10 protein-coding genes are annotated in these 13,164 nt (G+C 54.0%); 9 read left to right on the top strand and 1 reads right to left on the bottom strand.

Annotation, left to right across the window (positions count from 1 at the left end):
- Positions 1–8: 8 nt before the first annotated feature.
- Complete coding sequence (locus MKY58_RS19485) at positions 9–218, top strand: hypothetical protein (RefSeq protein WP_339321698.1); 210 nt, start codon at positions 9–11, stop codon at positions 216–218.
- A 46-nt stretch (positions 219–264) separates the two neighbouring features.
- On the opposite strand, the gene MKY58_RS19480 is transcribed toward MKY58_RS19485, so the two are convergent.
- Complete coding sequence (locus tag MKY58_RS19480; protein ID WP_339321697.1) at positions 265–1,728, bottom strand: PLP-dependent aminotransferase family protein; 1,464 nt, start codon at positions 1,726–1,728, stop codon at positions 265–267.
- A gap of 498 nt (positions 1,729–2,226) precedes the next feature.
- Here MKY58_RS19480 and bioB point away from each other — a divergent pair, with 498 nt between their 5' ends.
- The 8 genes from bioB to MKY58_RS19440 all read left to right on the top strand — a co-directional run bounded on the left by bioB (position 2,227) and on the right by MKY58_RS19440 (position 13,072).
- Complete coding sequence (bioB, locus tag MKY58_RS19475) at positions 2,227–3,222, top strand: biotin synthase BioB (protein ID WP_339321696.1); 996 nt, start codon at positions 2,227–2,229, stop codon at positions 3,220–3,222.
- A 315-nt stretch (positions 3,223–3,537) separates the two neighbouring features.
- Entirely contained in the window at positions 3,538–6,774 is a 3,237-nt protein-coding gene (locus MKY58_RS19470) for a polysaccharide lyase family 8 super-sandwich domain-containing protein (RefSeq protein WP_339321695.1), read from the top strand.
- A 173-nt stretch (positions 6,775–6,947) separates the two neighbouring features.
- Positions 6,948–7,412 (top strand): heme-binding protein, encoded by a 465-nt coding sequence (locus MKY58_RS19465; RefSeq protein WP_339321694.1) that lies wholly within the window; start codon positions 6,948–6,950, stop codon positions 7,410–7,412.
- A gap of 195 nt (positions 7,413–7,607) precedes the next feature.
- Positions 7,608–8,825, top strand: coding sequence for an acyltransferase (locus MKY58_RS19460; RefSeq protein WP_339321693.1), 1,218 nt, complete (start codon positions 7,608–7,610; stop codon positions 8,823–8,825).
- Between the two features lie 273 nt (positions 8,826–9,098).
- A complete protein-coding gene (locus MKY58_RS19455) occupies positions 9,099–10,436 on the top strand; it encodes an extracellular solute-binding protein (protein WP_339321692.1) in 1,338 nt (445 codons plus the stop codon).
- A 162-nt stretch (positions 10,437–10,598) separates the two neighbouring features.
- Positions 10,599–11,456 carry a sugar ABC transporter permease gene (locus MKY58_RS19450; RefSeq protein ID WP_339321691.1) on the top strand — a complete coding sequence of 286 codons (858 nt, stop codon included), beginning with the start codon at positions 10,599–10,601 and terminating at the stop codon, positions 11,454–11,456.
- 24 nt (positions 11,457–11,480) lie between these two features.
- Entirely contained in the window at positions 11,481–12,329 is an 849-nt protein-coding gene (locus MKY58_RS19445) for a carbohydrate ABC transporter permease (RefSeq protein WP_339321690.1), read from the top strand.
- Between the two features lie 557 nt (positions 12,330–12,886).
- A complete protein-coding gene (locus MKY58_RS19440; RefSeq protein ID WP_036707989.1) occupies positions 12,887–13,072 on the top strand; it encodes an aspartyl-phosphate phosphatase Spo0E family protein in 186 nt (61 codons plus the stop codon).
- The last annotated feature ends 92 nt before the right edge of the window (positions 13,073–13,164 follow it).

The following is a 13,164-nucleotide window of genomic DNA, read 5'->3' as shown; positions in this document are numbered from 1 at the left end:
GGGGAAAGATGTTCTGGTTATTAGTGATGGCCGTGCTCGTGATGGCGGCCGGTTTTGTCGCAACCATGATGATCGGGCAATCGAAGAGCAATAAAGAGAGCGATCCGAATTACTTCAAGCACACGGGGAAAAAGTGGGGGCGCCTCAGCGGAATTTATGTCGCCTGCATCATCGTGCTTGCCGTCATCATGATTATGGTTGGAACGGGCAAATCATAAAAGGACACATGGAAAAACGGCCGCGCTTCGAACCGCACGGCCGTTTTTATTTTGCTTTTTTTACGGTTGGGAAGGAATCGGTCAATCCGCGCAGAGCTTCGGCGAATTTTGCGATTCCCGGGCCGATCTCTTCCGCTTTTGCCCGTCCGAACGTAAACCTGACGTACCCCGAATCGGAGCCGTACACGCTACCCGGCACGAACACGACCCCCTTTTTGATCGCCTCTTCCAGCAGCTTGGCATCGCTCACTCTTGGAACGAGTCGGCACCACAGGTGGATGCCGCCTTGCGGAACATGAAAACGGACGGAATCCGGCAGTTCTTGTTGAAGAGCCTCGACGAGCAGGTCCCGCTTCCGCCGGAGCTGCGTGCGCAAACGATGCAGATGCGGTTCGAAATAAGGCGATTCCAGGAACCGGGCCGCAACCTGCTGCGGTATGACGCTGAGTCCGAAATCCATTTGCTGCCTGGCATCCGCAAGCCGTTCCACGATGGAATGGGGGGCGACCATCCAGCCGACGCGCAGGCCGGCAGCGGCCATTTTGCTAAAAGAGCCGATATGCAGAATCGAGCCGACCTGATCCATGGATTTCAGCGGCGAACGGGGGATGCCTGCATAATCCGTCAAGCTGTAGGGATCGTCCTCCACGATCGGCAGGCCGAGTTCGCTTGCGACTTCCAGCAGCGCTCCGCGCCTCTCGTCCGACAAAAGCGTCCCCGTCGGATTTTGGAAATTCGGGTTGACGAATATCATTTTGATGCGGTGTTTTTTGTGCAGCGAGCGGATCTCCTCCGGCAGGATCCCCTCCTCGTCGGCCGGAAGGCGGACCAGCCGGAGCCCTGCGGACTGGAACATCGGCAGCGAATAGTGATACGACGGATCTTCGATCGCCACCGCGTCCCCGGGAGACAATAAACATTGCGTGATCAAATAGAGCGACTGCTGGGATCCCGAAGTGATCAAAATCGACGATTCCGTCGCCTGAATTCCGCGGTACCGGTCCAGGTACGATGCGACGGCTTGCCTTAAAGGCATGTATCCTTGCGGGTGGTCGTACCCCAAGTATGAAGGATAGGGATTAGTTCCCATCAGTTCGGTCATTTCCTCGATCGGCGCCAAATCCGCGGACAACTCTCCGCTGGCAAAATCGATCAGCGCCGGGTTTTGCTGAAGCGCTTCGCGTATGCGCCGCAAAAACGGCAAGTTCGGCAAAAAACTCCCGCCTTCGGCATACCGCTTCCAGTTCGGGGTATGTTTGGGCACGGCCCCCCATTTGAATTTGCTTACCCGTGTCCCGCTCCCCGGCCGGCTTTCGATAATCCCCATGGAGCGAAGCTCGCCGAATGCCAAAATGACCGTGCTCCGGTTGACCCTAAGCTGTTCGGCCAGTTTCCTTTCGGACGGGAGCAGGCTCCCCGGAGGAAATTCGCCGTAAGAAATCCGCTGCTCGAGATGATCCGCAATTTGTTCGTAGAGCGGTTTTGGGTTATTTCGGTCGGGCTTCCACATCGTTTTTTCACTTCCTACGGCAAATAATAACTTGTCTTTGCTTATTATCATACCATCTGCCCGCGAAAAATCAGGATGCCTTTTTAACGTAAGGTTGACAATTCTTTGCCCGTTCGGCGGGGGGACAGCGCGCGGCAGTCTTTTGGCGTGGCTGCAGGCTTGGAGCTAAGGCCTTTTTTAGGCATAAAGAGGGTTGATAACCATTCAAAAAATTCGGCATTTTCGCTCCATGAAACGGGTAGGAGGGCTAGAGACATCGGCACATAGGCTCTTTACAAGAAAATTATGGTTTGATAGAATGGCACTGTTCTATTGTTAACCAATGTTAATATAATAGGTTGACGATTGGCAAGGGATCAAGCTCTTCGACGTGAACGGCCGGCGGTCGTCTTGATGCCGCCGCCTTATCTTCGGCTGCGCGGCATCACCCGGAAAACGATCCGGCTGAGAACCGGTCAAAGCGGTTTTATCCATAACATTATGAGGGGGATTCATTCCATGAACATGATTTCGGTCAACCCGTGGCGGGAGCTTGCCCAAAAAGCGCTGAACGGAGAACGGATATCGATGGAGGAGGCTCTGGCGGTGCTCCGATCCGACGACGATGAGCTGCTGCCGATCCTGCAGGCGGCTTTTGAGGTGCGAAAGCATTACTACGGAAAAAAAGTGAAGCTGAATATGATCATTAACGCCAAAAGCGGCCTTTGTCCCGAAAATTGCGGGTATTGCTCGCAATCGATCGTATCGACGGCGCCGATCGAAAAATACACCCTTCTGGACAAGGAAACGCTGTTGGCCGGGGCGCGCGAAGCCATGTCGCGCAAGGCGGGAACGTACTGCATCGTCGCTTCCGGCAGAGGCCCGACGGACCGGGAGCTGGATCAGGTGGTCGATGCGGTCAAGGAAATCCGCGAAACGATGCCGCTCAAAATTTGCGCCTGCCTGGGCCTGCTGAAGGAAGGCCAGGCTGAGCGCCTTGCGGAGGCGGGCGTGCACCGGTACAACCACAATCTGAATACCAGCCGAACGAACTATCCATCGATTACGACGACGCATACCTACGACCAGCGCGTGGAGACGGTGGAGAAGGTAAAAGCTCACGGGATGTCCCCTTGTTCCGGCGTCATTATCGGCATGGGGGAAACCGACGGGGAAATCGTCGAAATGGCGTACGCGCTTCGGGAGCTGGACGCCGATTCGATTCCGGTCAACTTCCTGAATGCCATACCCGGAACTCCGCTGGAAAACGCGGGACGCACGGCGCCGATCAAAGCGCTCAAGGTGTTGGCGTTGTTCCGGTTCATTTGCCCGTCAAAAGAAATCCGCGTCGCCGGGGGGCGCGAGGTCAACCTTCGTTCCCTGCAGCCGCTGGCGTTGTATGCCGCCAATTCGCTTTTTGTCGGCGATTATCTGACGACGGCAGGCCAGGAAGTTGCGGCGGATCACCAGATCATCGAGGATTTGGGATTTGAGATCGAGCTGAATGCCCTGTAAAAGGCCCAAGTTTCTAACGGATTGGGTCTTCGCAAACGGTTTGCCGAAATGTATAATGTTTACGAGGAGCGGTTCAGCATGCCTGGAGGCGTTGCTGCAACGTACGATGTTCTTTGGATGCAAGCGGCGGCCGACTGAAAAAGAGGTTTCACCGGGGGTTCACGACTTTGTTCGGCGGATTCCCGGTTTATACATACCATATTTGAAAACGGTTACAAAACCCTTCTTGTTGACGGCCGCCGGCTCATGAATGCTCGCGCTCCTGCTCCATGCTCCCATTGTCTTTCAAAAATTGAATCGGCGGGGTGAACGTTAGTGAGGAAAATCAGTGTACTTTTGGCTGTCAGCATGTTTTTGTTTTTATTTTCTCCCGGGAATTTCGGCGCATCGGATCAAAAAGCGCGGGCCGAGACGGCCAACTTGATGGCCAACGGCGGCTTTGAGCAGACGGCCTCCACGCCGGACGCCAGCTGGAGCGGCGTAACAAGCCCGGCTCCCGCCTATTGGGCATTATGGATACCGACGGGAAGCGGCAAAGCCCCGAACCAGACCGCACGCGTGTACTTGGATTCAACCACGCGCCATGAAGGCATGCAGTCGATCGCCTTCGACGCGTTCGAAACGAGCAGGATATCCGTCAACCAAAAAGTGACGAACATTGCCGCGGGGAAATCCTACAAATTAAGCATGTGGGTGAAAACGGAGAACGTGATCGGAACCGGGGCCTATTTCAGGACGCAGTTTTACAATACAAGCAAAGTCGGGGACGGTCCGGCTTCGGCCAAGCTGCTGGGCACCAACGATTGGACGCTGCAGCAGGTCTACATGACCATTCCCGCAGGCGTGACCAAGCTGGTCATCGAACCGTTTCTCGAAACCGGGACGGGGAAAGTCTGGTTCGACGACGTAGTTTTGGAGGAATATGACGGGATCACGGGGCTGGCGCTGGATCAAACGGCCGTATCGATGGGGATCGGGGAATCCTTGGCGCTTGGATTGACGATGACGCCGGCCGATGCGGCGGATCAAACGGTCGTCTGGAGTTCAAGCAACCCGGATGCGGTTGCCGTGGATTCCGCGGGGAAACTTTCGGCGATCGCGGCCGGTACGGCAACGATCACGGCAGCCACACCGGACGGAAGCGTCAAAGCGCAGTGCCTGGTGAACGTCGAATCGGCCGAAACCGCTGAAGCTTACCGCCAATTGCGGCTCAAATGGGCTGAAAAATTAACGGGCGGTTCCGGGAACCTTGGCGGTGACCCGAACGTAAGGGAGGCCGTCGCCAGCATCGACGAGAGCGTTTCGAATGACGCCGGCAGCGGGTATTGGGATCTTTTGAACCAAACGGAAGGCCGGACCTATTTGTGGAGCGACTTGAAAAGCGCGACGGACTCGGCGCAAATTTCAAGCGCCTACGGCAGAATCCGGACGATGGCGGTCGCTTATTCCACGCCAAGCTCAAGGCTTTACCATAACGCCGGATTAAGGGACGCGATCGTCGGCGCTTTGGACTGGATGTACGCGAACCGTTACAACGAGAGGAAAAGCGCCTACGGGAACTGGTGGGATTGGGAGATCGGCGCTCCGCAAATTTTGAACGATGCCGTCGCGCTGATGTACGACGAGCTGACGCCGCAGCAAATCGCCAATTACATGAAGGCTGTCGATGCGTTTGATCCCGATCCGAAAAAAGGGACCGTGCTGGGCGTCAAAGGTACGACCATGACCGGCGCCAATTTGCTGGACAAAGCGCTTGTCGTCACCGTTCGCGGAGTCATCGGCAAAAACAGCGCGAAAATCACGCTCGGCCGGGATGCCATCGGACCGGAATTTGCTTACGCGAGCCATGGCGACGGGGTGTACAAGGACGGATCGCTCGTTCAGCACTCGAATATCGCCTACACCGCGGGATACGGGGCCGTCTGGCTCAGCCGCGCCGCCGACATGACGTACCTGTTGAACGGATCGCCGTGGCCGGTGACGGATCCTAACGTAAACAACGTATACCGCTGGGTAACGGATACGTTCGAGCCCGTTATTTATAAAGGTTTGTACATGGACATGGTGAACGGCAGGGGGATATCCCGGGAAGGATCGGGCAGCGCCCGCGGCACGATCGTCACGCTTCTGCGGCTTGCCGAAGGGGCGCCGGCGGACGTCGCCGCCTCCATCAAAAGCATGGCAAAGGAATGGATCAGCAAAGACACGACGTATGCCGACTATTATGCCGGTTTGCCCGTCTACGACTTGATCCTTGTGAAGCAGCTGATGAACGATGCGGCGGTTCAGCCGCGCGGCGAACTGGTCAAGAGCCGGGTGTTTGCCGGCATGGACCGCGTCGCGCATTTGCGGGAGGGGTACGGGTTCGGGCTGAGCCTGTTTTCCAACCGCATCTCCGCATTCGAAAAAGGAAACAACGAAAACTTGAAAGGCTGGTATACGGGAATCGGCATGACCTATGTCTATGACCGGGACCTGAAGCAATTCCGGGACGGCTTTTGGCCGACCGTGAACTCGTTCCGCCTCCCCGGCACGACGACGGACGGATCGGGAGAAGGGATGACGCCCGGGGAATGGAAAAGCTACATGAACACCAAAACATGGGTCGGCGGGACCTCGATCGACGGCCTTTACAGCGCCGCCGGCATGGATTTTTCCCTGTCGCAGGTCACGGGAAGCAGCCTTACGGGGAAAAAGTCGTGGTTCATGTTCGACGATGAAATCGTCGCGCTGGGCGCGGGGATCACGAGCACGACGGCCGGACCCCAACCGGTCGAAACGATCGTCGACAACCGAAAGCTGAACGCGGCCGGCGACAACGCGCTTACGGTCAACGGGGTAAGGCAGCCGGACGGCCTCGGCTGGTCCGAAACGCTTAGCGGCGTCAAATGGGCGCATCTTGCGGGCAACGTGCCGGGTTCGGACATGGGCTATTATTTCCCCGGCACCTCGCAGCTTTACGCTTTGCGCGAATCCCGAACGGGATCATGGAGCCAAATCAACAGCGGCCAGTCCAAAACGCCGATCACCCGGAATTACCTCAGCCTGGCGTTCGAACATGGAACGAAACCGGCGAACGCGAATTATGCCTATGTCCTGCTCCCAGGCAAAGACGCCGCCGCCACGGCAGCGTACAGCAGCAATCCTCAGGTGGAAATCATGAGCAATACGGCCGAGCTGCAGGCCGTCAAGCAAAAAAGGCTCGGCATGACGGCAGCCAACTTCTGGGTTCCGGGGACGATCGGTACGGTCACCGCCAAAAATCCGTCGTCGGTTATGCTGAAGCAGACCGGCGGAGAGATTACACTGGCTCTGTCGGACCCGACCCAGCAGCAAAGCACGATCACGGTCGAGCTTCGCCAAGCCGGCCTTTCGCCGGTCGCGAAAGACGACTCGGTTCAGGTGACGCAAAACGGCGGCATAACAACCATCGTGGCGGATGTGAAGGGCTCCATCGGACGAACGCATACCGTGACGTTCCAAAACGTGTTGCCCTCGGCGGGCAGCCATCGGTATTTGGGGCATGAATGGCCTGCCGGCCAGGAAAATTAACGGCCGATCCCCAAAAAACGCAGCCTTGATCAAGGCTGCGTTTTTGCGCTTACGGACGGGATCGATGCAGGGGATGACAGCCCAAAATCAGCCGGTATTCGGGTAGACGAATATCACGATTCCCATCCATGCGCATATCCTGGAATGAGTTAAAGACGAGGAGTGAAGCCTTGATGAAGTTATCATTGGAGACGGCGAAGCGGCTGCTCTCCGCAGCGGAGCAAAAATCCCGGCAAATGGGCCTGGCAAGCAATGTCGCGATTGTGGACGACGGCGGAAATCTGGTCGCTTTTCAGCGCATGGACCATGCCCGCCTGGCCGGAATCGGGATTGCACAGGATAAAGCTTGGACAAGTGCCAGCATGCAAATGCCGACGGCGAACCTGTCGCAAGCGGCGCAGCCCGGCGGGCCTTCCTACGGGATCAACACCACCAACAGCGGCCGCGTCGTCATTCTCGCCGGAGGGATTCCGTTAAAAGTCGGCGATGAGATCGTCGGCGGCATCGGCGTCAGCGGGGGCACCAGCGTGCAGGATGCCGAAATTGCCGATGCGGCGGTGCAGGCTTTTCAAGCGATGCAGGCAAATCCCGGAGGAAACGTTAACGTCCGCGCCCGCATCGGATCCGTTCGGTTTTAAGCCGGGTTATACCGTCGGAAGCTTTGTGCAGCCTGCCGCAGCCGCCCTTTCATAAGGGCGGTTTTCGTGTTGTCCGAGGGCATGGATGCGTTCGAGTTGCATCATTTTCCCAACCGCTTTCGGTCCGGGCTTTAAGGTTCGTTTAATCTTCAAAAGGTATACTTGCGCGTAACCGCACATGAAGGAGGAGTTTCCATGGGCAAACCGCGCATTGAAGAATGGACGCAGCTGAGGAGCCTTGCTTTTTTGGCTATCGTCATGCAGCACTCGATCGCGGAGTACATTTACAGGGCCGATATTGAACCGGCCGACTCCACGATGCTGACGATGATGTACCATCTGACCCGATTCGGAACGCCGACCTTTGTTTTTTTATCGGCCGTGCTGATGTTTTATAACTATGACGGGAAGCTGAATTATTTTGCGTTTATCCGCAAAAGGCTTGAGACCGTCTTCGTCCCATTCCTGTTCTGGACGATCGTTTACTGGCTTTACGTCCGCGCATTTACGCCGTCGTTCTGGCAAAAAGGAGGACAAGACTGGGGCAGCCTGCTGCGGGAGCTGGTCCAGCCGCAAACCGGCTACCAATTATGGTTTATTCTGATGATCATTCAATTTTATATTTGTTTTCCGCTGCTGGCCGCGATTTATAGAGGGGCCAAAAACAAAATCAACCTTTTGGACGAAGGAAGACGCACCGGGAGCGTTTTGGCGATCCTGGCCTTCGCCGGTGCATGTTATATCATCCTCCTGTATCTGTCCTACTACCGGATGGGCTACTGGGCAGGACGAATCGGAAGCCCTTGGGCAGCGTTGTTAACGCACCGCAGCTATTCGTTTCTCATGTACGGATTTTATTTTGTGCTTGGCGCGGTATGCGCCGCAAACATCGGGAACTGGCGGGCATGGTGCATGAAACTGCTGCCATGGTGCGGAATGGTTTTTCTGGGAATGTACATCCGTCTCGGCTATGACGTGCTGCGGGGCTCCGGCGAAACCGTCAACCTGAACATTTCCACGTATCTAAAGCCTTCGACCTTTATCATCATCATGGCGCAAATGCTGCTTTTGTACGGGCTGCTGCTTCTTCTGCGGGAGCGGAACCAAGCCTTTTTGCGCCTGCTTTCATGGATCGGCACCTATTCGTTCGGGGGTTATCTTGCGCATGCGTTGGTGATTTACGTCATCGCTTATTTTACCCGTCCCCTGAACCTTGCGGGCAGCCATCTGCCGTTTGCGCTCCTTACCTTTGCATTGACGGTTCTGGCTTCGCTCGGCATCAGCTATGCGTTGTCCCGCATGCCGGGGGCCCGCTGGATCGTGGGAGCAGGGCGCCGCAAGCCGCTTCGGGGCAGCAAAGTCAACGATTACCGGGGCGATTCGCGCACGGTCTTCGGGGCAGGCAACAGGTAATACGACTGACAAAGGCAAGCTCCGGGCCATCCGGACCAACTTCATATCAAGCGAGGATGCACCTCCGGAAAGAGGCATCGGCATGAACCGTTTCAGGTTCGACCGGCGCATTTCCAGGGGTGCTTTTTTTGTTCCCCGAGTCCCATTGTGAATATTTCCCCGTCGTTTAGAGGAATGTATCCCCTTACAAAATTTGCAACTAATGTATGATAAGAACAGACAGCATAAGTCGAACAGCGCATATGAAAAAACCATATTGAGGGGGATTTGCAAGTGAAAAGGTCTTCATTGATTCTTTTGAGCATGCTGGTCGTGTTTACGATGTTCCTGGCCGCATGCGGCAAAACCGAGGAGAAAAACACGGCGACCGAACAACCGAAAACGGAATCGGAAAAGCCGAAGGAAGAGGCGCCGAAAAAAGACGTATCGCTCCGCGTATTCTCGACATTCGGCGGCACCGACGCCGCGCGCGAAGCCTTCCAGGCCGCGATCGACGAATTCGTGTCGAAAAATCCGAACGTCAAAGTTGAAAACGATACCATGTCGGCCAACGACGACGGCTTCAGAACGAAAGTCAACACGGACATGAACTCCGGCAACGAGCCTGACCTGCTGTTCTACTTCGTCGGCGCCGACGCTCAAGGCTTTGTGGACGCAGGCAAAGTGGTTCCGATGAACGACATTTTGGATGCGAACCCGGAATGGAAGGCGGGCTTCAACCCGACGGCGCTCGAAAACACGAGAATGCAGGACGGCAACATTTACGCCATTCCGTTAACGGGCTACTATGAAGGCTTATTCGTGAATAAAAAGATTTTTGCCGATAACAACCTGGAGCTGCCGACGGACTGGGATAAGCTGAAAACAGCCGTTTCGACTCTTTCCAAAAAAGGAATCATCCCGCTTGCGGCTCCGTTTGACCAATCGCACTATGTCATCGAACATTTTATACTCTCGGCCGCAGGAGCGAAAGGGCATGACAGCGGTCTGGCCAACGGCATCGATCCGAACTGGGAGAAAGGCTACGCTGCAATGAAAGAACTGTACGATCTGGGCGCTTTCCCTAAAGATGCGGCCACCATTGATCTCAGCATGGCTTCCAACTATTACGCTGAAGGCAAAGCCGCAATGATCATTGAGGGTTCGTGGGCGTCGGGAGCATGGAAAGACCCTGCCGTTATTGATAATACGACCATTCTTCCGTTCCCAGCCATGCCAGGCGGAGTCGGCACGGGCAAAGAAATTATCGGCGGTTACGGAAGCGGATTCTATCTTTCCAAAGCAACATACGATAATGCGGACAAGAAAGACGCAGCGATCGAATTGCTGAAGCACATGACTTCTAAAGACGTTATCGAAAAAATTTCCCTTGCCAACGGCGGTCTTCCGGCTGCTGCAGGCGTAGAGACCAAGGGCGCAACCCAAGTAGCCAATGACGGTTTTGCTTTGGCTGCCAGCGCACCTTCGGTAAGCAGACCGATCGACAACGTGGTTGCACCTGAGACGTTCTCGACGCTGCGTGCTGGCGTTGCTGCCGTCGTAACCGGCAAAAAGACTCCGGCCGACGTATTGAAGGAAGCCAAAGAAATCGAGGATGCCAATAAAAAATAAGGACAGTTTCTACACGTCCTATAGAACGACATCAACGAATCGTTCATTCAATGAGCGACAAGAGAGAGTGATTTCCTGCTTAACAACGCCGTCTCTTTTGAGGCGGCGTCCTCTTTTAGGCACCTCGGATGCTATAGAAAATAAACTCAAGTGGTGATAAAGATGAAGGGCGATCGAAAGTATATCTGGATCTTTTTGTTCCCGATGGCTGCGTTTTTGACCGTATTTTTGTATTATCCGTTTTTCAAAAGCTTGTATTTCAGCTTTTACCGGACCAAAGGTTTTTTCGATAAAAAGTTTATCGGTTGGGACAACTACGAACGTTTAATCTCCGACAAGCTGCTGGGCGCTGCAACGCTGCACACGCTTGAAATCATGCTTTACGTCCTCGTTTTCCAGGTGGGGATCGCCTTGCTGCTGGCGGTCATGGTAGACAACATTACGAAGCTGAAGGGGTTTTTCCGGTCCGTGTTCTTTTTCCCCGTCGTCATTTCCGGTACGGCGATCTCGCTGTTGTTCGTGTTGTTTTATAACTACAATTTTGGACTGCTCAACAACGTTCTTGCCGGTTTAGGCTTCGAGAAAGTGCTGTGGCTCAGCGAGACCAATGCGCTCAAGGCGATCGCGGTTCCGACCGTATGGCATTACGTCGGCTTTTATTTCGTCCTGTTCGTGACGGCAATGTCCAAAATTCCCGAGGATTATTACGACGCCGGCAAAATCGAAGGCATTACCGGCTTCAAGAAAATGGTCCGGCTCACCATTCCGCTCATTTTGAGCGACATCAAGGTCGTCATTACGCTCGCCATCACGGGCACCTTGAAAGTATTCGATTTCGTGTGGGTCATTTCCAGGGCGCAAAACGGCACCGACGTGTTGGGGACATACATGTACAAAAAGGCGATGGTCGACCAGAACTTCGGTTACGGGTCGACGGTCGCAATTTACATGGTCGTGCTCGGGGTCGTGATCGCCTTGATAGCCAATCGTTTGTTAAAAAGCGAAGAAATCACATATTAAGCTGTTATTAGGGGTGTAATCGTTATGCAGCCAGCTATGAAGAGCAAAAAACGTTTCAAACTCAGCACGGCGCTGATGTACATCGTACTTTCGGCCTGGGCGATGACGACGATTTATCCGTTGTTCTGGATCGTCAACAACTCGTTCAAGGAATCCCGGGACGTGATGAACAAATCCTTTTCGCTCGCCCTGGAACCCGTGTTCATCAACTATACGACCGCATTCGACCGGATCAATATCGGCAGAAGCTACGTGAACAGCCTGATCATGTCGGGAGGCACGGTCCTGTTCGTGCTGCTGTTCGGCGGATTGGCCGCCTACGTCTTGTCCAGGTTTACGTTTCGGGGCAAACGGTTCATTTTCTCCATTTTGTACGCGACGTTGTTGGTGCCCGCATTCGCGACGGTCGTGCCTGTATATGAGCTTTTGATCAAAACAAGCCTGGTGAATACGTACTGGGGGCTGATTTTGCCGCAAACGGCCGGCAATCTGACCTTTGCGACGCTTGTCATTGCTGGGTATATGTCAACGATCGCCAAGGAACTTGAAGAAGCGGCATTTATGGATGGCTGCAACCGGTGGCAGATGTTCACGAAAATTTTCATGCCCGTTTCAAGGCCGGCGTTTGCGTCGGTCAGCATTTTCGTATTTTTATGGTCGTATAACGATCTGTTCTCTGCGCTCATTTTCGTCAACAAAGAGAAGGTTCGCCCGATCGTCGCGCTGCTCAGCGAAATCAGCTCGCAGTACGGAACCGACTTTGGCCTCATGGCGACGGCGGTAACCCTGACGGTCATGCCGATCCTGTTCATCTATCTCTTTATTTCCAAATTCATCGAAAAGGGCTTGACCGAAGGAGCCGTAAAAGGTTAGAAACGGGATTCATGCTTGAAAAAGGAATATGCAATTTCAAAGATTCAACGATTAAACGGCAGAAATGTCGTTTTTTTCTTCATGTGCCGGTGGTTTGTTTAACCCGCCTTGGAGTGCCGGGCCCAGGACGCCCGAGGGCGGTGATCCGGGAGGATTTTGCAAGGATTGACAATGTTTTATCCGCAGTTTGACAGCATTTTTGGCGGAAGTATGAAAAAATAAAATTGTTTTCATAGATTCAAATTTTATTATTGACCAGCGTATAAAATCCAACATAATATTATCTGTATACAGATATTATTCTAAAATTTGTATTTTTCTTCCACCTAAGGAAACGCTGGCAAACGGCAGTTACTGACGAAAATTTACGGCTGATTGCAGGAAACAACAGCGATTGCATACATAGAGCTTTTTGCCGTCCGACGTCACGAAAGAGAAATACCGCCCGAATAAGAGCATGAAAAGCCTAAGAAGAGCATAGTTGAGCCGAGAGGATGGTAGAGCATCGACTCGTACCGATAAGAGCAACCAAAATGACAGGGAGGTAACCGGAATTCATGAATAGCACGGAATCAACGCAAATTTCCATCGAGGAAGCCAGGCAGAGGCTTTACCATATGGTGGATCAATACGGAGAGGTATGGAATCCCAAGGTGATCCGGCAGTCGATGGTGCTTGACGAACTGATCAACTGCTACAACAGGGCGATGAAAGATAAACGAGCGGAAAAACCGATCGCATAACCGGGAGGTTTTCGGCGTCTTTTTCGGGCTTATCTATCTTTCTGCGCTGCAATGAAGCAATTAAGCGTTAAATAAAATGCTTGCCACCCGGG

This window comes from Paenibacillus sp. FSL W8-0194, assembly GCF_037969745.1.
In the GTDB taxonomy this organism is placed as follows: domain Bacteria; phylum Bacillota; class Bacilli; order Paenibacillales; family Paenibacillaceae; genus Paenibacillus_AQ; species Paenibacillus_AQ cookii.
Note: the sequence above shows the minus strand (reverse complement) of the source record. Positions and strands in the feature narration are given on the sequence as shown.